The sequence below is a fragment of the Xanthobacter lutulentifluminis genome (assembly GCF_043194675.2).
Classification (GTDB): domain Bacteria; phylum Pseudomonadota; class Alphaproteobacteria; order Rhizobiales; family Xanthobacteraceae; genus Xanthobacter.
The window spans coordinates 3365699-3390701 of record NZ_CM195525.1; the positions used below are offsets into that span (position 1 = coordinate 3365699).

A 25003-nucleotide genomic window follows, 5' to 3' on the forward strand; every position below is an offset into this window, starting at 1 on the left:
GCGGGCGTTACTCCTTCACCGCCCCGGTCATGGACGAGACGTAATAGTCCACGAAGAAGGAGTAGAGGATCACCACCGGCAGCGAGCCGATCAGGGCGCCGGCCATCAGCGAGCCCCACTCATACACGTCGGAGCGCACCAGCTCGGTGAGCACGCCCACCGGCACCGTCTTGTTCTCCGACGACTGGATGAAGGTGAGGGCGTAGATGAACTCGTTCCACGACAGGGTGAAGGAGAAGATGCCCGCCGAGATGAGGCCCGGCACGGAGAGCGGCAGCAGCACCTTGATGAGGATCTGCCAGCGCGAGGCCCCGTCCACCAGCGCGCATTCCTCCAGCTCGAACGGGATCGAGCGGAAATAGCCCATCAGGAGCCAGGTGGAGAACGGCACGAGGAAGGTGGGATAGGTGAGGATCAGCGCCAGCTTGGTGTCGTAGATGCCGAGGCCGAACACCATGATGGCGAGCGGAATGAACAGGATCGACGGCGGCACGAGGTAGGCGAGGAAGATGCCGAGCCCCACCCACGGCGAGCCGTGGAAGCGCAGCCGCTCGATGGCATAGGCCGCGAACACGCTGGTCACCAGCGAGATGAAGGTGGCCGCCACCGAGATGTACACCGTGTTCCACAGCCAGTGCGGATAGGAGGTCTCGAACAGCAGGTACTTGATGTGCTCCAGCGTCGGCTCCACCACCCACAGGGGCGAGTAGTTGTTGTAATCGGTCAGCTGGAAGTTCGGTTTGATGGCGGTGATGGCCATCCAGTAGAACGGGAACAGCAGCACGAACACGAAGACGAGGAGCGGCAGGATGACCGTGACGAGCCGCTTCGGCAGGCTGTCGAGGTAGCTCATGCCGGTGGAGTTGTCGGTCATCTGGGTGGACTGGGGCTGCGCCATGGCAAATCTCGCGGAATCGGGGGCCGGGGAGGGGCGGGGGACGGTCAGTCCGCCCCGCCCTGCTGCCACTTGCGGCGCTGCAGGCCGAAATAGCTGAACAGGATGGCCGCCAGCAGGAACGGGATCATCGCCACCGCGATGGCCGCGCCCTCGCCCAGCTGCCCGCCGGGAATGGCGCGCTGGAACGACAGCGTCGCCATGAGGTGGGTGGAGTTCAGCGGACCGCCGCGGGTGAGCACGTAGATCAGCTGGAAGTCGGTGAAGGTGAACAGCACCGAGAAGGTCATCACCACCGCGATGATGGGCGAGAGCATGGGCAGCGTGATGTAGCGGAAGCGCTGCCAGGAGGAGGCGCCGTCCAGCGTCGCGGCCTCGTGCAGCGAGGGCGAGATGGTCTGCAGGCCCGCCAGCAGCGAGATCGCCACGAACGGGATGCCGCGCCAGACGTTGGCCGCGATCACCGAGGCGCGGGCGTTGGAGACGTCGCCCAGGAAGTTGATGGGCGCGGAGATGAGCCCCATCTTGATGAGCGCCCAGGAGATGATCGAATACTGGCTGTCGAAGATCCACCAGAAGGCGATGGCCGAGAGCACGGTGGGCACCACCCACGGCAGCAGCACCACGGCGCGGAAGAAGGCCTTGAACGGCAGGTTCTGGTTCAGCAGCAGCGCCAGCCACAGGCCGAGGCCGAACTTCAGGATCGAGGCGGCGATGGTGTAGAGCAGGGTGTTGAACACCACCAGCCAGAACAGGCTGTCCTGCCACAGGAGCTGGTAGTTCTCGAGGCCGACGAACACGCCCTCGCGGCCGATCCGCGTGTCGGTGAAGCCCAGCCACACCCCGAGCCCGAGCGGATAGGTGAGGAAGAACAGCAGGAAGACCGCCGCCGGCAGCATGAAGGCGATGCCGAGCACGTGGCGGCCCTGGCCGATGCCGGCCCAGAAGGACCGCGAGGGGGACGGCTCAGCCGCTGCGACATTGGCCATGGAACGGGTCTCCGGAAGTCCTTGGATCTTGCCCCGCCGCCCTTCGGGGGAGGGGATGGCGCGGCGGCCGCGCCGGAGCTGTGCGGCGGCCCTTTCCCGCGCCGGGAGAGGGAGCGCCGCACGAGGAGGGCTCCGCCCGCGGCCGGGGCCGCGGGCGGGCAGGCGTCCTCAGCGGTAGATGCGCTCGGCGCGCAGCTGGGCGCGCTTGGCAGCTTCCTCGGGCGTGCGCTGGCCGGTGGAGGCCTCCGCCACCATGTCCACCACGATCCAGTCGGCCATGGCGGCGGCCGACTTCGGCCCCAGCGGGCCGGCATAGCCGTTGGGCTGGAGCGTCTCGGAGGCGACCGCGTAGGCGGCGTGGATCGGCTTGGAGGTCCACACCGGATTGCTGGAGAACGCCTTCAGCGTCTGGCAGCAATAGGCGCTCGCGCCGGTGAGCCACGCATTGTACTGGTCCGCCGCGAACATGTAGGCGAGGTAGGCCTGCGCCGCCTTGGGGTACTTCGTGTACTTGAAGATGCAGGCGGTGGTGGTCTGGTGCAGCTCCACCTTCTTGCCGACCGGGCCCACCGGGAAGTTGGTGGACTTCATGTCCGCCGCCATGTCCTGCAGCTTCGGATCGTTCGCCGCGGCGTAGTAGATGGACACGCCGTTGGCGGTCACTGACAGGTCGCCGGCGATGAAGGCGCGGTTGTTGTTGACGTCGAGCCAGCTCTCGGTGCCGGGGATGAAGGTCTTGTAGAGCTCGGCGGCGTAGCGCAGGGCGTTGACGGTCTCCGGCGAGTTGATGACCACCTTGCCGTTCTCGTCCACCATCTTGCCGCCGTGGCTCCACAGCACCCAGTGGCAGTAGTTGTTGCCGTCGCCGACGCCGTGGCCCAGCGTGAAGCCCATGGGGTGGTTGTTGGCCTTCAGGGCCTTGCCGAGCTCCAGCAGGGCCTTGGTGTCCTTCGGGAATTCCGAGAAGCCGGCCTGCTTCACCCAGCTGTCGCGATAGACCACGGCATTGCCGATGGTGGCGAGCGGCAGGCCGACGAAGCGGCCGTTGACCTTCGCGTACACCTCGTTGCCCGGATAATAGCCGCCGTACTGGCCGGCGAGGCCGGTGGCGAGGTCGGTCACGTCGAGCAGCTTGTCGGGATACTGCTGGGCGTCGTCGAACCACACCCACACGATGTCGGGGCCGGAGCCCACGTTCGCGGCCACCGCGGCCTTGGGGCGGATGTCCTCCCAGCTCTCCTTGTCGATGCGCACCTCGATGCCGGTGGCCTCGGTGAACTTCTTGGTGTTGGCGACCCAGGCGTCCTCCTCGCCCTTCACGAAGGGCGACCAGCGCAGCAGGCGCAGGGAGGCGCCGGGCTCCGGCTCGAACTTGGGAACGGACTGGCCGAAGGCCTGCGTGGCGCCCAAGATGCCTCCGGCGAAGGGCAGGGCCATGGAGCCCGCCGCAAGGCCGGCGCCGCCCAGCAGCACGTCGCGTCTGGAAAAGGTCATTCGTCTTCCTCCCGTGAAGATGCCTGTTCTTTTTCAGCGGTGCCGCCCTGGCGTTTGATCCCCTGGCGGGGACCCTGGCGTCGCCGGGCGGCCTTCTCGCAGCGTCAGTGTGTCAGAGGCGGCGTCCGCTGGCCTCCTCAAAAAGGTGTGTGAGGCCGGGCTGCGGGGCGATGCGGATCACTTCGCCCGCGGTGAAGGAGAGACGCTCCCGGAACAGGCAGGTCACTTCCTGCCCCTCGCCCTGGGTGCCGTCGCCGAGGCGTGCCACCACCAAGATCTCCGAGCCGGTGGGCTCGGTCACCACCACCCGCATCGGCACGCCCTGGGGATCGAGACGGATGTGCTCGGGCCGCAGCCCGTAGACGACGCCCTGGCCGTCGGTGAGGCCCTCGGCCTGCGGCAGCGGCATGCTCACGCCGCCGGACGTCTCCACGTGCGGGCTGGCGCCGAGCCGCACCTTGCCCTTGATGAAGTTCATGGAGGGGGAGCCGATGAAGCCGGCGACGAACTGGTTGGCCGGCCGGTCGTAGAGGTCGAGCGGCGCGCCGATCTGCTCGACGATGCCGTCGTGCATCACCACGATCTTGTCGGCCATGGTCATGGCCTCGATCTGGTCGTGGGTGACGTAGACGGTGGTGGTCTTCAGCCGCTGGTGCAGCTCCTTGATCTCGGTGCGCATCTGCACGCGCAGCTGGGCGTCGAGGTTGGAGAGCGGCTCGTCGAACAGGAACACCTGCGGATCGCGCACGATGGCGCGGCCCATGGCGACGCGCTGGCGCTGGCCGCCGGAGAGCTGGCGGGGGTAGCGATCGAGCAGCTTGGAGAGATTGAGGATCTCCGCCGCGCGCTTCACCCGGCCGTCGATCTCCTCCTTCGGCGCTTTGCGCAGCTTGAGGGAGAAGCCCATGTTGTCCGCCACCGTCATGTGGGGATACAGCGCGTAGTTCTGGAACACCATGGCGATGTCCCGTTCCTTCGGCGGCATCTCGTTGATGACGCGGTTGCCGATCAGGATCTCGCCGCCGGAGATGTTCTCGAGCCCGGCGATCATGCGCAGAAGCGTGGATTTCCCGCAGCCGGAGGGGCCAACCAGCACAACGAACTCGCCGTCGCGGATGCTGACATCCACACCATGGATGACCTGCGTCGCGCCATAGGCCTTCTTCACACCGCGAATGTCCACGGTCGCCATCGAGCTTCCTCTCCCCACCGTCCACTGGCGCGGCCGCCGGACGTTGCCGTGCGCCGTCTGCCTTTTCGACATTGCTTGTTGGGCCCGCCGGGCCGGCGCCCTTCCGGACGCGGCGCGATCATGGTGCGAGCCGCGATCGGGATCAAGGGGGAATTTAAAACGATTGAACATTGATTGAGGTCGGACCAGACTTGGCGCTACACACATGCGACGCGCGGTGGCGCGGGCGGTCCGAAGGGCGGGCCGCCGCCGCCGCGCCCCGGCCCGGCCGGGACAATCCGCAGCGAGCCCAGCCCATGATCGACCAGGACCGTCCGGCCATTCTCCTCACCGGCCCCGTGATGGAGAATGTGGTGGAGCGTCAGCTCGCCAGCCGCTTCCGCCTCGTCTCCCTCGCCGACCTCACCGAAGAGGACGCCGCGCGCATCCCGGCGGTGGCGACGCGCGGCGCTGTGCGGGTGGACGATGCCTTCATGGCCCGCCTGCCGGCGCTGCGCATCGTCGCCAATTTCGGTGTCGGCTACGATACGGTGGATGCGGCCGCGGCCGCGGCGCGCGGCGTCGTGGTCACCAACACGCCGGACGTGCTCGACGACGAGGTGGCCGACCTCACCCTCGGCCTGCTGCTGGCCACCGTGCGCGAGATCCCGCGCGCCGAGCGCTTCCTGCGCGCCGGCAAGTGGAAGGAGGGGGCGTTTCCCCTCGGCGCCACCCTGCGGGGGCGGCGGGTCGGCCTCCTCGGCATGGGGCGCATCGGCCGCGCCATCACCCGCCGGCTGGAGGGATTCGGCGTGGAGATCGCCTACCACACCCGCAGCCCGCGCGCGGACGTGCCCTGGCCCTGGTTCGAGCGGCTGGTGGACCTTGCCCGCGCGGTGGACATCCTGGTGGTCATCGTGCCCGGCGGACCGGCCACGCGGAACATGGTGAATGCCGAGGTGCTGTCCGCCCTCGGGCCAGACGGCATCCTCATCAATGTGGCGCGCGGCACCGTGGTGGACGAGCCGGAGCTCCTGAAGGCGCTGCAGGGACGCACCATCCTCGCCGCCGGCCTCGACGTGTTCGCCCGCGAGCCCGATGTGCCCGAGGGCTTCCTCGCGCTCGAGAACGCGGTGCTGCTGCCGCATGTGGGCTCCTCGACGCATTATACACGCGGCGCCATGGGCCAGCTGGTGGTGGACAACCTCGTCTCGGTCCTCGATGGCAAGGGGCCGCTGACCCCCGTTGCCGAGACGCCGTGGCCGTTGGCTGCCGCGCGCGGGTGATCGCGGGCGCGCGAGGTGCTAGTGTCGCCATCCCGGTGTTCCGCATGCGAGGGCAGGATGGCGCGCCACAGGCATCTTCTCGGTCTTGCGCTGGTGGGTTGGATGATGGCGGGCGGCCCGGCGCTGGCACAGCAGCCGCCCGCCGCCGCGCCCCGTCCCGCCGCGCCCGGGCCGAAGCTCGATCCCGCCGTGCGCGAGACGGCGCAGAAGCTCGCCGCGCCCTTCCGCCTCACCAATGCCGACGGCAGCCGCGCCTGTCCGTTCGCGCTGAAGGCGGACCCCTCCGGCCCCGGCCTCGCGGTCGAGTTCGATCGCGACGCCTGCGCCATCATCGCATTTTCCCCGCAGGTCTCCGCCTGGCTGCCCGACCCGTCCGGATCGCTCCGGCTGCTGAACGCGCAGGGGCGGACCGTGGCCGAGTTCACCGAGGCCACCAACGGCAGCTATGAGGCCCTGCGCGAGGGCGACGGGGTCTATTTCCTCGTCAATCCCGCCCTCGCGGCCGAGTCCGAGATGGAGCTGAAGGTGGAGGAGGTGGTGGGCGACTGGGACCTCGCCCGCCAGTCCGGCGCCCCTGCCGTATGCCGCTGGACCCTGCTCGACACGCCGGCCTCAGGCGGCAAGGGCAAGGGGCTGGTGATCGCCGACGGCTGCGATTCGGGCCTTCTGCGCTTCGGCCCCGTGGCGTGGGACATCGAGGGCGGCAACATCCTGGTCCGCGGGGAGGGCGGGGCAACCACCATCCGCTTCGCCCGGCAGGAGGACGGCGCCTGGGCGCGCACGCCCGAGCGCGGCCGCCCGCTGCTGATGTCCCGCCCGTGAGGCTGGCCCGGCCCTGACCTGGGGCACGGCCCTGACTTGGGGCCCGGCCCTGACCTTGGCGCCCTGAATTGGCGCACGGCGCCGGGATCCGGGGCCCGTCCGCAGGTGGGGCGTGATTCCGTGAAGCGTGATTCCCGGCACCGATGCGTTGTGGCTTTGCAGCGTCAGGCTGGCCCGCGCGTGCCTCTCAGAGGCTTTCGGCTACCCCCTTTTTTGTGACAGGTTTTCTTCCCAAGAGAGCCGGTTTCATCGTTTCGACAAAGTCCGTTGCGCAAACGCAACACAAGAATCCAGCGTTCATGCGGGTTTGCCTAAATGGGGAGCATTTGCTGCCTCAAATTTCACATTGGACTTGAGGCCTCCAGCTGATTTTTATCAGTCTAAATCGCTGCGGGGTTATCACATGAAGAAGATTGCAGTCGTCGCCGCCTCCCTGCTCCTGGCCGGAGCCGCCAATGCGGCCGACCTCAGCTCGCCGATGCCGGTGAAGGCCGCTCCGGCTCCCGAGGCTCCGCTCTGGGACGTCGCCTTCGGCGCCAAGCTCGCCACCGACTACGTGTTCCGCGGCATCACGCAGACCGACGGCAACCCGGCCATCCAGGGCTATGCCGAGCTGCGCCTGTTCGACTGGGTCTACGGCGGCATCTTCATGTCGAACGTCGACTTCCCGCCCGTGAACCAGTTCGGCGCCTTCACCGGCCTGACCGACGCCTCCGCCGAAGTCGACCTGTACGGCGGCATCCGTCACACCTGGGGTGGCTTCACCGCTGACGTCGGCTTCGTGTACTACTACTACCCGGGCGAGATCGGCGTGAACACGCTGGCCCCCGGCCTCCCGGCGGTCAACATCGACTACTGGGAAATCTACTTCAAGCCGACCTACGTCATCAACGACGTGCTCACCGTCGGCGGCAACCTCTACTACACCGACAGCTACGCCGGCTCGGGCTCGGACGGCACCTACCTGTCCGGCACCCTCAAGGTGGACTTCACCAAGTGGAGCCCGGTCAAGGACGTCGGCGTCTACGTGTCGGGTGAGCTCGGCTATCAGTGGCTTGGCCAGACCGACCTGGGCAACATCTTCGCCGTCAACTACGAGCTGCCTTCCTACACCACCTGGAACGTGGGCGTCGCCTTCACCTACAAGGCTGCCACCCTCGACCTGCGCTACTACGGCAGCACCCTCTCGGAAGGCCCGGCCTTCGTGCAGGGCGTGGGCTTCGCGCCCTTCGGCACCTGCGGCGTGATCTCCGGTCTGCAGAACGCTTGCGGCGATCGCTTCGTGGCCAGCCTGTCCTTCGACACCAGCCTGAACGCGCTGAAGTGATCTGAACCCGCGTCCCCGACGCGACAGGGCGCCGTGCACACGCACGGCGCCCTTTTCTTTTGTGCTCCTGCCGGAGCCATCGGGCGCGATGCTCAAGCGGCGCCGTTTTGCAGTGTCCCGCCGGATAATGGGCTGCCCCGCTCTCCCGCCCCCGCTCTCCCGCCCCCGCTTTCGTGCCAGCGCTGTCCCTGCATCGTGCGCTGGTCACCCGGCGGCTGCCGCCTCGTTGACAGCGGGGTGCCGGGCATTCCGGTGCGGACGTGTCAGGCAAGCGGTCGGAACAGCCGCGGGCGCCGGCAAGGAGAGGTGGAGCCCGTCCCCGCGCCGGCAGACGCGCCGCATCGGCAGACGTGCCACGCCGTCGCGTGCCGCACGGTATCGGGCGGAAGGGCGGTGGAGCCCGGCCGGGCGAGGGCCGATCTCTCTCCGGCCCGGCATCGATGCCGGCGCGGCGCCATACCGCCCCTTGCCCGTAACGGCATGTGCCGGACGGCGGGGCGTGCGGCCCTGTCGCCCCGACCAGCCTGCAAGCGCGAGCGAAGGGGCCCGGGCGTGCGCAGGGCCGATGCACCTCGACAGGTCCGGGCAGCGCCCGTGCCCCAGCCGCCGGCACCAGCCGGCAGGGGGCATCTCGCGCGGTGCTCAGGACAAGCGGGTCGCGAGGCTACGGATGATGTGTAGCAGCGGTCCGGCCCGCACCGGATGGCGCCACCAGCGGAGGTCGGCCCGAGCGGCATCCGGCCCGTGACGCGCGCCGCGCTGGCGCAGCCTGGATCAGCGGCCCGAAGAGGCTGCGGCCAAACGCAGGGCAGCCGCGAGCGCGGCGGCATCGCCAGAGATGCGGAACGTCTTCACCCGTGCCGTGGCGCCCGATGTCAGCCGCACCTGCGAGGCCGCGACACCGGCCGCTTCCGCCAGCACCCGCGCCACTGCGGCGGTGGCGGCCCCGTCTTCCGGCGCCACCCGCACCCGAACCTTCAGCACGGTCCGGCCGTCGGAAAGCTCCGCCAGCCCGTCGAGAGCGTCGCGCCCGCCGCGCGGGGTCGCCCGCACCGTCGCCTCGACGCCATCGGCCAGCAGCTTCAGGAAGGCCAAGGCCGCCCGCCCCTCAGAACACGTAGGGGTAGATGTAGTAGGCGATCACCTGCTGCAGGAAGAAGATGAGCAGGATCAGCACCATGGGGGACAGGTCGAGGCCGCCCATGCTGGGCAGCACGTTGCGGATCGGTGCCAGCACCGGCTCGGTGATGCGGTAGAGGAACTCGCCCACGCTCCGCACGAACGAGTTGTAGGGGTTCACCACATTGAAGGCCACGAGCCAGGACAGCACCGCCGCGGCGATCAGCACCCAGACGTAGAGTTGAAGGACGACAAGAATGACGTCGAGCAGCGCGCGCATCGCAGGAACGGTCCCCGGGGAGTTGCGTGTCAGCAATAGCCCCCCGGGGCGGGCTTGAACAAGGCCGCCGGCGCCCCGATGGCGTCCGGCGGGGCTGCGTCAGCCGGTCGCGTCGGAATCGCGCGGGTCGCCCGGCCGCGACAGGGCGCCCGCGCCCGGGGTGCGCTCCGGATCCATCAGATGCGGCTTGGCGTGGGGGCCGGCGGCCGGCATGTCGTCCTCCCGCGTGCGGCCTGCCTTCGGGTTCCGGACCTTTTTGCCGGGCGCTGCGGAGCGGGATGCGGCCGGCGCCACGGAGCGTTTCGGCGCGGTCATGTCGGTCTCCTTGATGTGACCATGATTGGGGTTCAACGCTCCCGCCGCCGCAATGTTGCAGCCAGCGGCCATCACATGCGCGCGCGCCCGGCGGGGCCGCGCCGGCGGCCTGACCCGGCAGTGGACGCCACAGCTTGACTTGGCGGCCTGTCGCGGGCAGCTTCCGGCGCCGTCGGCGGACCGACGCGCGCGACCCGTACGGCCTGTCGCCGCGCGCGACCACCTCCAACTGTTCGCCGCGCGCGACCACCTCCAACTGTCACGGACCCTCATGCGCAGCTATCTGGACTTCGAGAAGCCGGTCGCCGAACTCGAGGCCAAGGTGGAGGAACTGCGCGCGCTCGCATCGGCGGGCGACGGCGTCGCCATCTCCGACGACGTGCAGCGGCTCGAGACCAAGGCGCGCGACGCGCTGGTCGCCCTCTACGCCAATCTCACCCCGTGGCAGAAGACGCTGGTGGCGCGGCATCCGCAGCGGCCGCATTTCGCCGACTTCGCCAAGGGCCTGTTCGAGGATTTCACGCCGCTCGCCGGCGACCGCAAGTTCGGCGAGGACGAGGCCATCATCGGCGGCTTCGCGCGCTTCCGCGGCGAGAGCGTGTGCGTGCTGGGCCACGAGAAGGGCTCCACCACCGAGACCCGCATCCGGCACAATTTCGGCATGGCCCGTCCGGAGGGCTACCGCAAGGCCGCCCGCATCATGGAGCTGGCGGACCGCTTCGCCGTGCCCGTGATCTCGCTGGTGGACACGGCCGGCGCCTATCCCGGCATCGGCGCCGAGGAGCGCGGGCAGGCCGAGGCCATCGCCCGTTCCACCGATGCCTGCCTCGGCCTGTCGGTGCCCAACGTGGCGCTGGTGATCGGCGAGGGCGGCTCGGGCGGGGCCATCGCCATCGCCACCGCCAACAAGGTGCTGATGATGGAGCACGCCATCTACAGCGTGATCTCGCCCGAGGGCGCGGCCTCCATCCTGTGGCGCGACACCGCCAAGGCGCAGGACGCCGCCACCAACATGAAGATCACCGCGCAGGACCTGCTGCGCTTCGGCATCATCGACGGCATCGTCAAGGAGCCGGCCGGCGGCGCCCACCGCGATCCCGAGGCGACCATCGCCGCCGCGGGCGACGCCATCGCCGATGCGCTGGGCGCGCTGGCGGGCCTCGACGGCGCCGCGGTGCGCAAGGCGCGGCGCGACAAGTTCCTCGCCATCGGCCGCGGGCTTTAACCATGTCGAAAGGCCGGCGGCGCCGCGGGGGCCCGGTTCCTCATCTTGGCCGCATTTGCCTTATTTTCTCCATGGCTCACCCCGGCGGTGCGGTAACGCGCCGGCAAGGGCGAAGGGGCTAACGAAGGGGCCTGACCCATCGGCCAATGGCCGATCCGGACCCGGGAGTTGCACGGTGAACCGTTCCGCGTCGCGCCGTCCGTTGACGGGATTCTCGTCCCGCGTCCGCATGGCCGCCCTCGCCGCCATGGCGGCGCTGGCGCTTGCCGGCTGCAACCAGACCGACGAGGTGGCCCGCAAGGCCAACAAGCCGCTCTCGCCGCAGATGGTCTCGCTCCTGTCCCAGAAGGACATGGCGCCCTCCAGCCCCATGCTGGTGCGCATCTTCAAGCAGGAATCCGAGCTGGAGGTGTGGAAGGCGACGTCCGACGGGTCGTTCGCGCTTCTGAAGACCTATCCCATCTGCCGCTGGTCGGGCGAGCTCGGCCCGAAGGTGCGCATGGGCGACCGGCAGGCGCCGGAGGGGTTCTATACGATCACTCCGGGCCAGATGAACCCGAACTCGTCCTACTATCTCTCGTTCAACCTCGGCTTCCCCAACGCCTATGACCGCGCCTACGAGCGCACGGGCGAGTTCCTGATGGTGCACGGCGATTGCTCCTCCGCCGGCTGCTACGCCATGACGGACGAGCAGATCTCGGAAATCTTCTCCCTGGCGCGCGAGAGCTTCGCCGGCGGCCAGCGCGCCTTCCAGGTGCAGGCCTATCCCTTCCGCATGACGCCGAAGAACCTCGCCCGCCACCGCAACAACCCCAACATGGCCTTCTGGCGCAACCTGAAGCAGGGCTACGACCACTTCGAGGTCACCCGGCAGGAGCCCAAGGTGAACGTGTGCGGCCGCGCCTATGTGTTCGACGCCGAGCCGGCACCCGGCCGCGGCTTCGACGCCAACGCCGCCTGCCCGCCCTATCAGGTGCCCGCGCAGATCGCCTCGGCCGTGTCGGCCAAGCAGCGTGGGGACGAGGCGCAGGTGGCGGCGCTGGCCTCCTCCTCGCCGCTCGCGCCGGTGCGCACCAACAGCGACGGCGGCATGCATCCGGTGTTCCTCGCCAAGCTCAAGGAGCGCGAGAGCGGCCAGATGTCGTTCGCCGAGGCGCCCGGCACGCTGCCGGAATACGTCAATCCGCCGCGCATGACGCCCGAGAAGGTGGCCCTGGACAACGACGGCGCCGCCGCGCCAGCAACGGCCGCAGCCGCAGCCGCAGCCGCAGCCGCTGCCGCTCCGGCGCCTGCCGCTCCGGCGGCGCCCCATTCCGCGGCCACGGCCAAGCCGGTGCCGCCCGCAAAGCCCGCCTCCGCCGCTGCCAAGCCGGCGAACGGGACCGCCGAAAAGCCGCCGGTACGACCCGGCACGACGGTGGCCGCCGCCTCCGCCGGATCGTTCGCGCCGCCGGCTGCCGTGTCGGGCGGCTCGGACATCGTCTCGACCGGCAGCTTCTCCCGTTAGTCGGCCGCCCCGCTTCAGACCTTTTGCCAGACGGCGCCGGCTACCACCGGCGCCGTTTGCTTTTGGCGGGCGCAGGGGGCGGGCCCGCCGGCCGCCCATGCGCCGGATCCGGCGCAAAGGGACCGGAACGCCGGCCGGTTTCCCGTCCGCGCCTGTTCCACCGCATGGACCCACCGGGCCGCATCGTCTTCCCGTCCGCCGGGCGTGCCACTCCTGGTCGCCGCGGCCGGCCTGCATCCGGTGGGGCTCCTTCCGTTGCCCTGGGGCGCACCGGCTCGGCGGCGCTCCACGCTGGTCAACCTCGCGGTGGTCCGATGGTCGCGCAAGCTTCAGGCGGCCCGACCGCCTTGCTCTCATCCGCAACCCGCGCCTAGGCTTGGGCGGGGCAGCGCAGACGTGGCAGCGCAGACGTGGCGGCGCGGGCGATGGCGGGGGCGGCGATGGGCGTGTGGGCGCGGCGGGTGGCGGCGGTGACGGCCGCGGTGGCATGGATCGCGCTCGCGCTGCAGCTCGCGATCGTGGTGGAGAAGATGACCGCCGAGGGCTTTCCCGCCGCGGTCTGGCGCTTCCTCGGCTATTTCACGGTGCTCACCAACCTGCTGGTGGCCGTGGTCGCGACTGCCTGCGCGGTGCGGCCTGAGGGACGGCTCGCTGCCGGTCCCGCGCGGCTCACGACGGTGGTGTCGATCGTGCTGGTGGGCATCATCTATGCCGCGCTGCTGCGCCATGTGTGGAACCCGGCGGGCTGGCAGCTGGTGGCGGACAGGATGCTGCATCAGGCGACGCCGCTATTGTTCCTCGGCACCTGGGTGCTGGCGGGACATGGCGGGCTCGGGCTGAAGGATGCGGGCTGGGCGCTGGCTCCGCCGCTCGGCTATCTCGCCTATGCCCTGGCGCGTGGCGCCGATGACGGCTGGTACGCCTACTGGTTTCTCGATCCCGCCAAGCTCGGGGATGGGCGCTTCGTGCTCAACACGGTGCTCCTCGCCGCCGTGTTCGGGGCCACCGCGCTGGTGTTCCTCGGCCTCGACCGGCTGCTGGCGTGGCGTTCCGGCAAGGGGGCCTGAAAAGCAGAACGCCCGGCGCTGGGCCGGGCGTCTGGCGGTTCGGCGAGGCTGCGGGCCGCCGTCAGGCGTAGCGGCCGTGGCAGTGCTTGAACTTCTTGCCCGAGCCGCAGGGGCAGGCCTCGTTGCGGCCCACCTTGCCCCAGGTCGCGGGATCGTTGGGGTCACGCTCCAGCACCGCCACGTCGCCGGACAAAAGCGGCTCCGGCCGGGCGCCGAGCGCCGCGCCGATGCTCGCCATCTCGTCCTCGCCGGTGAAGGGGTCGACGTGGTGGGCCTCCATAGGCGGCAGCTCGTCCTGCATGGGCGGCTGGGCCACGATCTCCACCCGCATGAGCTGGGCGGTGACGATCTCGCGCAGCCGGTTGAGCAGGGCGGAGAACAGGTTGAACGCCTCGGACTTGTACTCGTTCAGCGGATCACGCTGGGCATAGCCGCGCAGGCCGACCACCTGGCGCAGGTGGTCCAGCATGGCGATATGCTCGCGCCAGAGGTGGTCGAGGGTCTGGAGAAGGATGGACTTCTCCACGTAGCGCATGATCTCCGGGCCGTACTGGCCGGCCTTGGCGGCCATGATCTCGTCGGCCTGGCGGATGATGCGCTCGGTGACCTCGGGGCCGGCGATGCCTTCCTCGCGGGCCCATTCCTTCACCGGCAGGTCGAGCGCCAGCATCTCCTTGAGCGCGGCGTCGAGCCCGTCCACGTCCCACTGCTCGGGATAGGCGTTCTCGGGGATGAACTTGGCCACCGTCTCGGTGATGAGCGCGTGGCGCATGTCCACCACGGTGTCGGCCACGTCCTCGTCGTTCATCAGCTCGAGCCGCTGCTCGAACACGACCTTGCGCTGGTCGTTCAGCACGTCGTCATACTTGAGGACGTTCTTGCGCATGTCGTAGTTGCGGGCTTCCACCTTCTGCTGGGCCTTTTCCAGGGCCTTGTTGATCCAGGGGTGGATGATCGCCTCGCCTTCCTTCAGGCCGAGGCGCTGCAGCATGCCGTCGAGCCGGTCCGACCCGAAGATGCGCATCAGGTCGTCGTCGAGGGAGAGGAAGAACTTGGAGTGGCCGGGATCGCCCTGGCGGCCGGAGCGGCCGCGCAGCTGGTTGTCGATGCGCCGGCTCTCGTGGCGCTCGGTGCCGAGCACGAACAGGCCGCCGGCGGCGAGGGCCTGGGCCTTCAGCTCTTCCACCTCAGCGCGGATGCCGGCTTCGGCGGCGGCGCGCTCCTCGCCCTCCGGCAGATGCTTCAGCTCCTGCTCGATGCGCATGTCCGCCGAGCCGCCGAGCTTGATGTCGGTACCGCGGCCGGCCATGTTGGTGGCGATGGTGATGGCCCCCGGCACGCCGGCCTGGGAGACGATGTAGGCTTCCTGCTCGTGGTAGCGGGCGTTGAGCACCGCGAACGCCTTGTTGGCGCCCTCCTGGGCCAGCTGGTCGCGGCCGGTGAACGCGTCCGGATCGGAGAAGTCCTTCTGGATGAAGCCGCCCTGCTTGAGCAGCTCGGCCAGAAGCTCCGACTTCTCGATGGAGGTGGTGCCCACCAGGATCGGCTGGCCGCGCTCGGCGCATTCCTTGATGAGCTCGATGATGGCCGCGTACTTCTCGCCCGCCGTGCGATAGACCTCGTCGTCGTCGTCGATGCGCGAGACTGGCAGGTTGGTGGGGATCTCCACCACCTCGAGCTTGTAGATGTCGGCGAACTCGGCCGCCTCGGTGGCGGCGGTGCCGGTCATGCCGGCGAGCTTCTCGTAGAGGCGGAAATAGTTCTGGAAGGTGATGGAGGCCAGAGTCTGGTTCTCGGGCTGCACCTGCACCCGTTCCTTCGCCTCCAGCGCCTGGTGCAGGCCCTCGGAATAGCGCCGTCCGGGCATCATGCGGCCGGTGAACTCGTCGATGATCACCACCTCGCCGTTGCGGACGATGTAGTCCTTGTCGCGCTGGAACAGGGTGTGCGCGCGCAGGGCCTGGTTGACGTGGTGCACCACCGAGACGTTCTCGATGTCGTAGAGGCTCTCGGACTTCAGCAGCCCGGCCTCCGAGAGCATCTGCTCCATCTTCTCCATGCCCGCTTCCGTCATGGTGACGGTGCGCTGCTTCTCGTCCACCTCGTAGTCTTCCTTGGAGAGGCGGGGGATGTAGGTGTCGATGGTGTTGTAGAAGTCGGACCGGTCGTCCAGCGGGCCGGAGATGATGAGGGGCGTGCGCGCCTCGTCCACCAGGATCGAGTCCACCTCGTCGACGATGGCGTAGAAGTGCGGGCGCTGCACCATCTGGCCGCGCTCGTACTTCATGTTGTCGCGCAGGTAGTCGAAGCCCAGCTCGTTGTTGGTGGCGTAGGTGACGTCGCAATTGTAGGCGACCCGGCGCTCGTCGTCGTCGAGGCCGTGGATGATGATGCCTGTGGAGAGGCCGAGGAACCGGTAGAGCCGGCCCATCCACTCAGCGTCGCGCTTGGCGAGGTAGTCATTCACCGTCACCACGTGCACGCCCTTGCCGGCGAGCGCGTTGAGATAGACGGGGAGGGTGGCGACCAGGGTCTTGCCCTCGCCGGTCTTCATCTCGGCGATGGAGCGCTCATGCAGCACCATGCCGCCGATCAGCTGCACGTCGAAGTGGCGCATGCCGAGCGCGCGCTTGGCGCCCTCGCGCACGGTGGCGAAGGCCGGCACCAGCAGGTCGTCGAGCGTGGCCTTGCCCTCGGCCAGCTGGCGGCGGAAGTCCTCGGTGCGGGCGCGCAGCTGGTCGTCGGAAAGAGCCTCCAGCTCCTTCTCCAGCGCGTTGATGGCCTCGACGCGGGGGCGGTATCCCTTCACCCGACGATCGTTCGCGGAGCCGAAGAGCTTGCGGGCAAGTCCACCTAACATGGGATGTGTCTCTGTTCCGATCCGTCAGGTCTCAAGGAGGGCGGAGACGGGCCGCCGGACCCTCCGGGGGATTGGGGCGCCGTTGGACACCCGCAATGCGGCGTCAGCAAGTCCGAGGAGGCCGGAACCGCCGCAGCGACCAACGCGCAGCCGGATTCCTGCGCCCCAGGGCGGGCAGCACACCACGCGGACACTTATGAACCGGTCGGTGCAATGTCAATGCGAGGGGGGCCGGGGGCGTCGTCGCGGGCGCCCGGGCACGGTCTGACCCTGGGGCAGGCTGGCGCGGGGCGGCGCGGGCGCGTGGTCCCATCTGCGGCAACGGTTCCCCTTTGCGACCCCGCCGGTCCCGACCCGGCCGGCGGGGAGCGGAAGCCGGGGTTGCGGCGCGCGGGCAACACGTTCGGAATGGCTTTGCCCGGCGTCGGTTTGATGTGCCCCCTTGCATGGACAGGTCATGACCCCACGCTTAGTATCCGCCGCAATCGCAGAATGGGGGATTGCGGCATGGTAGGGGGTATCCGGGTGTCCGGCGCGGCCCGTGGCGGAATGGCGCTCTGCGCGGCCTTGCTGCTGGCGGCCTGCGAGGAAAAGAACACCTACGTCCCCCCGCCGCCCCCCGCCGTCACCGTCGCGACGGTGCTGGAGAAGCCCGTTACCCGCGTCCTCGAGCTGACCGGCAACACCGCCGCCATCAATTCGGTGGACCTGAACGCCCGCGTGCAGGGCTTCCTGACCAGCATCAACTACAAGGACGGCGCCCTCGCCAAGAAGGGCAGCGTGCTGTTCGTGATCGAGCAGGACCAGTACAAGGCGCAGGTGGAGCAGGCCAAGGCCACGCTCGCCGCCAACCAGGCCCAACAGGTGCAGGCCGAGGCCGAGTACAACCGCCAGTTCCAGCTGGCCAAGCAGGACTTCGCCTCGCAGGCGGCCCTCGACCAGGCCCGCGCCAAGCGCGATTCGGCGGTGGCCGGGGTGGCCAACGCCCAGGCCTCGCTGGAGCTCGCCCAGATCAACCTCGGCTACACCGAGATCGCCGCCCCGTTCGACGGCGCCGTGACCGCCCACCTTCAGGACGTGGGCGCCCTCGTCGGCTACAGCGGCCCCACCAAGCTCGCCACCATCGTCCAGCTGAACCCGATCTGGGTGTGGTTCACCCTGTCCGAGCAGGAGGTGCTGCGCATCAAGGAGGCGCTGGCCAGGCGCGGCGAATCGCTGGTCTCGCTCACCCGCGACGTGCCGGACATCAAGGTGGAGATCGGCCTGCAGACCGAGAACGGCTACCCCCATGTCGGCCGCATCGACTACGTGGCGCCGCAGGTGGACCCGAACCTCGGCACGCTGAGCGTGCGCGGCATCTTCCAGAATGACGACCTCGCGCTGCTGCCGGGCCTGTTCGCGCGGGTGCGCCTGCCGCTGGGGCAGGCCGCGACCACGGTGCTCATCCCCGATGCCGCCATCAGCTCCAACCAGCTCGGCCCCTATGTGCTGGTGGTTGGGACGGACAATGTGGTGACGCAGCGCCAGATCACCCTCGGCCAGCTGCAGGCGGACGGCCTGCGCGCGGTGGAGAAGGGCCTTTCCGCCAGCGACCGCATCATCATCAACGGCATCCAGCGCGCCGTGCCCGGCTCCAAGGTGCAGGTGGAGGTGGGCAAGATCGCCGGCGCCGCCGCCCCGGTGCAGGACGACGGCTCCAAGCCGCTGCCCAAGCCCGCCGGCGTGGCGCCCGCCGATGCCCCGGCGAAGGCCGCGCCCTCGGTGCCGCCCACCCCGAGTGCTCCCGCGTCTCCGAAGAACTGATCCGCTCCCGAGGGAAAGGCAGCGCCCATGATTTCGCGCTTTTTCATCGAGCGGCCGGTCCTCTCGAACGTGCTCGCGCTGGTGTTCGTGCTCATCGGCCTCGTGTCGCTGATACGCCTGCCGGTGTCGCAGTATCCGAACATCGTGCCGCCGACGGTGTCGGTCTCCACCTCCTACCCCGGCGCCTCGGCCAAGACGCTGATCGATACCGTCGCCCTGCCCATTGAGCAGCAGGTGAACGGCGTCGAGGGCATGATCTACATGCAGTCGTGGTCGGCCTCGGACGGCACCTACACGCTGGTGGTCTCCTTCGCCATCGGCACCGATCCGAACATGGCGCAGGTGCTGGTGCAGAACCGCGTCAACATCGCGCTCGCCTCGCTGCCGCAGGCGGTGCAGGCGCAGGGCGTGACCATCCTGCAGAAGGGCACCTCGATCCTCGAGTTCGTGACCCTGACCTCGCCGGACAGCCGCTTTGACGGCCTGTTCCTGAACAACTACGCCATCATCAACATCCAGAACGAGCTGGAGCGTGTCGAAGGCGTGGCCAACGTCGCCATCTTCGGCGCCGGCACCTACGCCCTGCGCATCTGGATGGACCCGGACCGCATGCAGGCGTTCGGCCTGACCCCGTCCGACATCAGCAACTCCATCCAGAAGCAGAGCCAGATCGTCACCCCCGGCCAGCTCGGCATTCCGCCGGCGCCCTCCAGCACGGCGTTCCAGTACACGGTGAACATCGCCGGCCGCCTCGACGACGTGAAGGACTACGAGGACATCATCGTCAAGGTGGACAACACCGATGGCGGGCGGATCGTGCGCATCCGCGACATCGGCCGCGTCGAGCTCGGATCGCAGAGCTATTCGAAGGACTTCACCCAGGACGGCAAGCCGGCCGCCGGCATCGGCATCTTCCAGCTGCCCGCCGCCAACGCCCTCAGCGTGGCCCAGCGCGTCGCCGACAAGATGGAGCAGCTGAAGAAGGACTTCCCCGAGGGCCTCGAGTACGGCATCCCGTTCAACACCACCCTGTTCGTGACCGCCTCCATCGACGAGGTCTGGAAGACCCTGTTCGAGGCCGCGATCCTGGTGCTGGTGGTGATCCTGCTGTTCCTGCAGGACTGGCGCGCCACGCTGGTGCCGGCGACCACGGTGCCGGTGACCATCATCGGCGCCTTCGCCGCCATGGACGCCATGGGCTTCACCATCAACCTGTCCACGCTGTTCGCCATCATCCTCGCCATCGGCATCGTGGTGGACGACGCCATCGTCATCGTGGAAGGCGTCGCCCGGCACATCGAGGAGGGCATGGCGGGACAGCCGGCCGCCGAGAAGGCCATGGACGAGCTGTTCGGCCCGGTGGTGGGCATCACGCTCGTGCTGATGAGCGTGTTCCTGCCGGCGTCCTTCATTCCCGGCCTGTCGGGGCAGATGTTCAAGCAGTTCGCGCTGGTCATCGCCGCCACCGCCTTCATCTCGGCCATCAACGCGGCCACCCTGAAGCCGACCCAGTGCGCCCTGTGGCTGCGCCAGCCGGTGCCGCCGGAGAAGCGCAACTTCATCTATCGCGGCTTCAACGCCATCTATGCGAAGGCGGAGAACGCCTATGCCGGGCTCATCGGCCGAATGGTGCACCACTCCCACGCCATGGTGCTGATCGCGCTGGCGCTGATGGGCGTCGCCGCCTACGGCCTGACCCGCATCCCGACCGCCTTCCTTCCCATCGAGGACCAGGGCTACTTCCTCGCCCACGTGCAGCTGCCGGACGCCTCCAACCTCAACCGCACCAAGCAGGTGGTGGGCGAGGTGTCGGAGCGGGTGCGCAAGGTGCCGGGCGTGCAGACCGCGCTTGCCATCTCCGGGATCTCGGTGCTGGACAATTCGTCCACCCTCGGCAATGCGGGCGTGATCTACATCACCCTCGATCCGTGGGACAAGCGCTACGCCACCAAGGGCCAGGACCTGCTCTCGCTCTACCAGAACCTGAACAAGGCGGTGGCGGACGTGGAGGCGGCGGAGGTGATGATCCTGGTGCCGCCGGCGATCCAGGGCATCGGCAACGCCGCCGGCTTCACCATGCAGCCGCAGCTGCGCAACGGCAATTTCGACTACCAGCTGCTGGAGCAGATCACCACGTCGCTGGTGGACAAGGCGCGCGCGCAGTCGGCGCTGCAGCACGTGGGCTCCTCGTTCCGGGCCGGCGCGCCGCAGCTCGAGGTGGACGTGAACCGGGTCAAGGCCGAGACGCTGGGCGTCACGGTCGGACAGGTGTTCCAGACCATCTCGTCCTATCTCGGCTCGACCTACGTCAACCAGATCAACCGCTTCGGCAACGTCTTCCAGGTCTACATCCAGGCCGAGTCGGGCTACCGGGTCACCCCGGCCGACCTGATGAACCTGAAGGTGCGCACGCCGCAGGGGCAGATGATTCCGCTCGGCACGCTGGTCACCGTGAAGATGGTGCAGGGCCCGCCGCTGATCTCGCTCTACAACCTCTACCCGAGCGCCACCGTCGTCGGCTCCAACGCCGCGGGCTTCTCGTCCGGCCAGGCGCTGTCGCTGATGGAGCAGATCGCCGCTGCGACCCTGCCGCCGGGCACCGGCTTCGAGTGGACCGCCATGTCCTACCAGGAGAAGGCGGTCGGCAATCAGATCTACTTCGTGTTCGGGCTTGCCATCCTGCTGGTGTATTTCGTGCTGGCCGGCCAGTACGAGAGCTGGATCCAGCCCATGTCGGTGATCCTGGCGGTGCCGCTGGCGCTGCTCGGCACGGTGAGCGCGCTGCTCGGCCTCGGGGTGGCGAACAACCTCTACACCCAGATCGGCCTCGTGCTGCTGATCGCGCTCGCGTCAAAGAACGCGATCCTCATCGTCGAGTATGCCCGCGAGAAACGGGCCGAGGGCATGGAGATCATGGATGCGGCGGTGGAGGCCTCGCGCCTGCGGTTCCGCCCGATCCTGATGACCTCCTTCGCCTTCATCCTCGGCGTGCTGCCGCTGGTGTTCGCCACCGGCGCCGGCGCCAACTCCCGCAAGTCCATCGGCATCGCCGTGGTTTCGGGCATGCTGGCGTCCACCTGCCTTGCGGTGCTGTTCGTGCCGTCCTTCTATACGGTGCTGCAGCGCTTCGAGGAGAAGCTGAAGGGCCGCAAGCAGCGGCCGTCCGGGCATGTGCCCCCCGAGCCGCAGGAGCCGCCGGCGGCCGGCCCCGGAGTGCCCCCCGCACCCGCATCTGCCTGATCGCGGCGCGGACAGGCTGCACAATGAAGGGACAACTGCCCGCGCACTGGGCAGTTGTCGCCGCAAAGTCGCGCTTTCGCCCTATAGCGGCCTTGTCTAACCTTGGCCGGTACCAGCCTCACCCATCGACGGGCTGCCCCACGGGGCGATTGCCCGCAGGACCAGGTGCTTAAATGTCGATCCTCGCGAGCCTGCATCACGTCACGAGCTACCGGTATGACCATCCGGCGTCGATGGGTCCGCAGACCATCCGTCTGCGCCCCGCCCCCCACAGCAGGACCGACATTCCCGCCTATTCGCTGAAGATCACCCCGGCCGAGCACTTCATCAACTGGCAGCAGGACCCGTTCGGCAACTGGCTGGCCCGCATCGTGTTTCCCGAGCGGGTGGAGGAGTTCAAGGTCGAGGTCGACCTGCTCGCCAAGCTCGACGTGATCAATCCGTTCGACTTCTTCGTCGAGGAATATGCCGAGAATTTCCCCTTCACCTACGCGCCCGAGCTGAAGGCCGAGCTGGCGCCCTACCTCGAGCTCGAGCACGAGGGCGCGCTGTTCGACGGCTATCTTGCCTCCATCCCGCGCGACAAGACCCGCATCGTCGACTTCCTCGTCTACCTGAACCAGCGTCTGCAGTCGGACATCGGCTACGTCATCCGCATGGAGCCGGGCGTGCAGACGCCCGACGAGACCCTGGACAAGAAGCTCGGCTCCTGCCGCGACACCGGCTGGCTGCTGGTGCAGCTGCTGCGCCACCTTGGCCTCGCCGCGCGCTTCGTCTCCGGCTACCTGATCCAGCTGAAGCCCGACGTGAAGTCGCTGGATGGCCCGTCCGGCACCGACGTGGACTTCACCGACCTGCACGCCTGGTGCGAGGTCTATGTGCCGGGCGCAGGCTGGATCGGCCTTGATCCCACCTCGGGCCTGCTGTGCGGCGAGGGCCACATCCCGCTCGCGGCCACGCCCCACTACCGCTCCGCCGCCCCCATCGCCGGCTATCTCAACGAGAAGGCCGAGGTGGAGTTCGGCTTCGAGATGAGCGTCGCCCGCGTGGCCGAGGCGCCGCGCGTGACGCTGCCGTTCTCCGACGAGACCTGGGCCGCGCTGGACGAGCTCGGCAACAAGGTGGACGAGGACCTGAAGGCCGGCGACGTGCGCCTGACCATGGGCGGCGAGCCGACCTTCGTCTCCATCGACGACTACCAGTCCCCCGAGTGGAACACCGAGGCGCTGGGCCCGCAGAAGCGGGTGCGCGCCGATGACCTGATCCGCCGCCTGCGTCGCCGCTTCAAGACCCAGGGCGTGCTGCACTACGGCCAGGGCAAGTGGTATCCCGGCGAGACGCTGCCGCGCTGGTCGTTCGACCTGTTCTGGCGCAAGGACGGCCAGCCCATGTGGCTGCGCGACGACCTGATCGCCGACGAGAGCACCAACTACAACCCGACCCCCGCCGACGCCGAGCGCTTCTGCAAGGCCATCGCCGAGAAGCTCGCGGTGGGCAGCCAGTTCGTCCAGCAGGCGTTCGAGGACAACATCTATTACATGTGGAAGGAGCAGAACCTTCCCGAGAACATCGCGCCCGGCGACGAGCGCATGTCCGACGAGGTGCAGCGGCGCATGCTGGCGCGCACCTTCAACCAGGGCCTCGGCACCCCCACCGGGTCGGTGCTGCCGCTGCGCCGCATCTGGGGGCCGGAAGGCCGCGCCTGGCGCTCCGAGGAATGGACCTACCGTCGCCTGTTCATGTTCCTGATCCCCGGCGAGAGCCCCATGGGCTACCGCCTGCCGCTGGAATCGCTGCACTATCTGGCGCCGACCCGGTACCCCTACATCATCGAGACCGACCCCTTCGAGCCGCGCGGCCCTCTGCCCGACGCGGAAGATCTGGCCGCCCGCTACCGCACCGGCGCCGACGGCCGGCCCACCGCCGACTTCCGTGACCGCTACCAGATGGCCGCGCGCACCGAGGCCTATGGCGTGGGCGAGCGGGCGCAGGAGCTGACGCGCGAGTTCATCGCCCGCTACGACACGCAGGTGTTCACCGCCGACACCCGCACCGCCTTGTGCGTGGAGCCGCGCAACGGCCGCCTGTGCGTGTTCCTGCCGCCGGTCGAGATGCTCGAGGACTATGTGGACCTCATCGCCGCCATCGAGCAGGTGGCGATCGAGCTGAACACGCCGCTGCACCTCGAGGGCTATCCGCCGCCGTTCGACTACCGCCTGAACCTGATCCGCCTCGCCCCCGATCCGGGCGTGCTGGAAGTGAACGTGCATCCCTCCGACACCTGGGAGGGCTGCGTCGAGATCACCCGCATCCTCTATGAGGAGGCGCGGCTCGCCCGTCTCGGCACCGAGAAGTTCATGGTCGACGGACGCCACACCGGCACCGGCGGCGGCAACCACGTGGTGGTGGGCGGCGGCACCCCGGCCGACAGCCCGTTCCTGCGCCGGCCGGACCTGCTCAAGAGCCTGCTGCTCTACTGGCAGCGTCATCCGTCCCTGTCCTACATGTTCTCCGGCCTGTTCATCGGCCCGACCTCCCAGCATCCGCGGGTGGACGAGGCCCGGCACGACAGCCTGTACGAGCTGGAGATCGCGCTCTCCAAGATCCCGCTGCCGGGCGCCGACCTGCCGACCCCGCCGTGGCTGGTGGACCGGCTGCTGCGCAACCTGCTGGTGGACGTCACCGGCAACACGCACCGCACCGAGATCTCCATCGACAAGCTCTATTCGCCGGACGGCCCCACCGGCCGCCTCGGCCTCGTGGAGTTCCGCTGCTTCGAGATGCCGCCGGACTGGCGCATGAGCCTGGCCCAGCAGCTGCTGCTGCGCGCCCTCATCGCTCGCCTGTGGCACAAGCCGGTGCACGGCAACTGCGCCCGCTGGGGCACCATCCTCAACGACCGCTTCATGCTGCCGCACTATGTGTGGGCGGACTTCCTCGACGTGCTGGAGGACCTCGGCGACGCGGGCTACAGCTTCGATCCCGAGTGGTTCAAGGCGCAGTACGAGTTCCGCTTCCCCCATTACGGCAAGGTGCAGCGCGCCGGCGTCGACCTTGAGGTGCGTCAGGCGCTCGAATGCTGGCACGTGCTGGGTGAGGAGGGCGTCATCGGCGGCACCGCCCGCTACGTCGACTCCTCGGTGGAGCGCCTGCAGGTGCTGGTGGAGGGCTTCAACCCGGCCCGCCACGTGCTCACCTGCAACGGCCGCCGCATCCCGCTCGCGCCGACCGGGCGCAACGGCACCTTCGTCGCGGGCGTGCGCTACAAGGCGTGGCAGCCCTGGTCCGGCCTGCATCCGACCATTCCGGTGCATACCCCGCTCGTGTTCGACGTGGTGGACACCTGGAGCGAGCGCTCGCGCGGCGGCTGCCTCTATTATGTCTCCCACCCGGGCGGCCGGAACTATGACACCTTCCCGGTGAACTCCTACGAGGCGGAGGCGCGCCGCCTCGCCCGCTTCCAGGAATATGGCCACACCCCCGGCATCACCCATGTGCCGGCGGAGACCGCTCCGGACGAGTTCCCGACCACCCTCGACCTGCGCCGTCCCATCGGCGTGTGACGCCAGCCCCGCCGCGCCGCTCCGGCTGCGCGGCGGGAGC

At 68.8% G+C, this 25003-nt stretch carries 17 protein-coding genes; 9 read left to right on the forward strand and 8 right to left on the reverse strand.

All coding sequences use genetic code 11. The annotated features are described in order from the left end of the window. Positions 1–7: 7 nt before the first annotated feature. The 4 genes from V5F49_RS15520 to V5F49_RS15535 all read right to left on the reverse strand — a co-directional run bounded on the left by V5F49_RS15520 (position 8) and on the right by V5F49_RS15535 (position 4570). The gene (locus tag V5F49_RS15520) at positions 8–898 is read right to left on the reverse strand and encodes a carbohydrate ABC transporter permease (RefSeq protein ID WP_394117648.1); all 891 of its coding nucleotides are present in this window, start codon (positions 896–898) and stop codon (positions 8–10) included. A gap of 44 nt (positions 899–942) precedes the next feature. Beyond that, entirely contained in the window at positions 943–1794 is an 852-nt protein-coding gene (locus V5F49_RS15525; RefSeq protein ID WP_394117660.1) for a carbohydrate ABC transporter permease, read from the reverse strand. A 258-nt stretch (positions 1795–2052) separates the two neighbouring features. Next, positions 2053–3378, reverse strand: coding sequence for an ABC transporter substrate-binding protein (locus V5F49_RS15530; protein WP_394117647.1), 1326 nt, complete (start codon positions 3376–3378; stop codon positions 2053–2055). A 112-nt stretch (positions 3379–3490) separates the two neighbouring features. Beyond that, positions 3491–4570 (reverse strand): ABC transporter ATP-binding protein, encoded by a 1080-nt coding sequence (locus tag V5F49_RS15535; RefSeq protein WP_394117646.1) that lies wholly within the window; start codon positions 4568–4570, stop codon positions 3491–3493. Between the two features lie 296 nt (positions 4571–4866). Between V5F49_RS15535 and V5F49_RS15540 the strand changes: the two genes are divergently transcribed. The 3 genes from V5F49_RS15540 to V5F49_RS15550 all read left to right on the forward strand — a co-directional run bounded on the left by V5F49_RS15540 (position 4867) and on the right by V5F49_RS15550 (position 7984). Next, positions 4867–5835, forward strand: coding sequence for a 2-hydroxyacid dehydrogenase (locus V5F49_RS15540; RefSeq protein ID WP_394117645.1), 969 nt, complete (start codon positions 4867–4869; stop codon positions 5833–5835). Positions 5836–5892: 57 nt separating this feature from the next. Next, positions 5893–6657, forward strand: coding sequence for a protease inhibitor Inh/omp19 family protein (locus tag V5F49_RS15545; RefSeq protein ID WP_394117644.1), 765 nt, complete (start codon positions 5893–5895; stop codon positions 6655–6657). A gap of 403 nt (positions 6658–7060) precedes the next feature. After that, positions 7061–7984: a TorF family putative porin gene (locus V5F49_RS15550; protein WP_394117643.1), complete on the forward strand. Its 924-nt coding sequence runs from the start codon at positions 7061–7063 to the stop codon at positions 7982–7984. A 774-nt stretch (positions 7985–8758) separates the two neighbouring features. On the opposite strand, the gene V5F49_RS15555 is transcribed toward V5F49_RS15550, so the two are convergent. The 3 genes from V5F49_RS15555 to V5F49_RS15565 all read right to left on the reverse strand — a co-directional run bounded on the left by V5F49_RS15555 (position 8759) and on the right by V5F49_RS15565 (position 9770). Further along, on the reverse strand, positions 8759–9079 hold the full coding sequence (locus V5F49_RS15555; RefSeq protein WP_394117642.1) for a DUF167 family protein: 321 nt from the start codon (positions 9077–9079) through the stop codon (positions 8759–8761). 13 nt (positions 9080–9092) lie between these two features. Next, positions 9093–9383: a YggT family protein gene (locus V5F49_RS15560; protein WP_394117641.1), complete on the reverse strand. Its 291-nt coding sequence runs from the start codon at positions 9381–9383 to the stop codon at positions 9093–9095. Positions 9384–9482: 99 nt separating this feature from the next. After that, a complete protein-coding gene (locus V5F49_RS15565) occupies positions 9483–9770 on the reverse strand; it encodes a hypothetical protein (protein ID WP_394117640.1) in 288 nt (95 codons plus the stop codon). 199 nt (positions 9771–9969) lie between these two features. Between V5F49_RS15565 and V5F49_RS15570 the strand changes: the two genes are divergently transcribed. From V5F49_RS15570 to V5F49_RS15580, 3 genes are all read left to right on the forward strand, one after another. After that, positions 9970–10923: an acetyl-CoA carboxylase carboxyltransferase subunit alpha gene (locus tag V5F49_RS15570; protein WP_394117639.1), complete on the forward strand. Its 954-nt coding sequence runs from the start codon at positions 9970–9972 to the stop codon at positions 10921–10923. Positions 10924–11098: 175 nt separating this feature from the next. Beyond that, a complete protein-coding gene (locus V5F49_RS15575) occupies positions 11099–12430 on the forward strand; it encodes a hypothetical protein (RefSeq protein WP_394117638.1) in 1332 nt (443 codons plus the stop codon). 410 nt (positions 12431–12840) lie between these two features. Next, complete coding sequence (locus tag V5F49_RS15580) at positions 12841–13497, forward strand: Pr6Pr family membrane protein (protein WP_509210702.1); 657 nt, start codon at positions 12841–12843, stop codon at positions 13495–13497. Positions 13498–13558: 61 nt separating this feature from the next. On the opposite strand, the gene secA is transcribed toward V5F49_RS15580, so the two are convergent. Beyond that, the gene (gene secA, locus V5F49_RS15585) at positions 13559–16357 is read right to left on the reverse strand and encodes a preprotein translocase subunit SecA (RefSeq protein WP_394117636.1); all 2799 of its coding nucleotides are present in this window, start codon (positions 16355–16357) and stop codon (positions 13559–13561) included. Positions 16358–16864: 507 nt separating this feature from the next. Here secA and V5F49_RS15590 point away from each other — a divergent pair. The 3 genes from V5F49_RS15590 to V5F49_RS15600 all read left to right on the forward strand — a co-directional run bounded on the left by V5F49_RS15590 (position 16865) and on the right by V5F49_RS15600 (position 24963). Then, entirely contained in the window at positions 16865–18160 is a 1296-nt protein-coding gene (locus V5F49_RS15590) for an efflux RND transporter periplasmic adaptor subunit (RefSeq protein ID WP_394117635.1), read from the forward strand. 27 nt (positions 18161–18187) lie between these two features. Beyond that, the gene (locus V5F49_RS15595; RefSeq protein WP_394117634.1) at positions 18188–21400 is read left to right on the forward strand and encodes an efflux RND transporter permease subunit; all 3213 of its coding nucleotides are present in this window, start codon (positions 18188–18190) and stop codon (positions 21398–21400) included. 173 nt (positions 21401–21573) lie between these two features. Further along, positions 21574–24963: a transglutaminase family protein gene (locus V5F49_RS15600; RefSeq protein ID WP_394117633.1), complete on the forward strand. Its 3390-nt coding sequence runs from the start codon at positions 21574–21576 to the stop codon at positions 24961–24963. The last annotated feature ends 40 nt before the right edge of the window (positions 24964–25003 follow it).

Excerpts from the sequence above, each read along its gene's own strand:
- V5F49_RS15520 (WP_394117648.1), bottom strand. The coding sequence starts at position 898 with ATGGCGCAGCCCCAGTCCACCCAGATGACCGACAACTCCACCGGCATG.
- V5F49_RS15525 (WP_394117660.1), bottom strand. The coding sequence starts at position 1,794 with ATGCTGCCGGCGGCGGTCTTCCTGCTGTTCTTCCTCACCTATCCGCTC.
- V5F49_RS15530 (WP_394117647.1), bottom strand. The coding sequence starts at position 3,378 with ATGACCTTTTCCAGACGCGACGTGCTGCTGGGCGGCGCCGGCCTTGCG.
- V5F49_RS15535 (WP_394117646.1), bottom strand. The coding sequence starts at position 4,570 with ATGGCGACCGTGGACATTCGCGGTGTGAAGAAGGCCTATGGCGCGACG.
- V5F49_RS15540 (WP_394117645.1), top strand. The coding sequence starts at position 4,867 with ATGATCGACCAGGACCGTCCGGCCATTCTCCTCACCGGCCCCGTGATG.
- V5F49_RS15545 (WP_394117644.1), top strand. The coding sequence starts at position 5,893 with ATGGCGCGCCACAGGCATCTTCTCGGTCTTGCGCTGGTGGGTTGGATG.
- V5F49_RS15550 (WP_394117643.1), top strand. The coding sequence starts at position 7,061 with ATGAAGAAGATTGCAGTCGTCGCCGCCTCCCTGCTCCTGGCCGGAGCC.
- V5F49_RS15560 (WP_394117641.1), bottom strand. The coding sequence starts at position 9,383 with ATGCGCGCGCTGCTCGACGTCATTCTTGTCGTCCTTCAACTCTACGTC.
- V5F49_RS15565 (WP_394117640.1), bottom strand. The coding sequence starts at position 9,770 with ATGGCCGCTGGCTGCAACATTGCGGCGGCGGGAGCGTTGAACCCCAAT.
- V5F49_RS15570 (WP_394117639.1), top strand. The coding sequence starts at position 9,970 with ATGCGCAGCTATCTGGACTTCGAGAAGCCGGTCGCCGAACTCGAGGCC.
- secA (WP_394117636.1), bottom strand. The coding sequence starts at position 16,357 with ATGTTAGGTGGACTTGCCCGCAAGCTCTTCGGCTCCGCGAACGATCGT.
- V5F49_RS15590 (WP_394117635.1), top strand. The coding sequence starts at position 16,865 with ATGGTAGGGGGTATCCGGGTGTCCGGCGCGGCCCGTGGCGGAATGGCG.
- V5F49_RS15595 (WP_394117634.1), top strand. The coding sequence starts at position 18,188 with ATGATTTCGCGCTTTTTCATCGAGCGGCCGGTCCTCTCGAACGTGCTC.
- V5F49_RS15600 (WP_394117633.1), top strand. The coding sequence starts at position 21,574 with ATGTCGATCCTCGCGAGCCTGCATCACGTCACGAGCTACCGGTATGAC.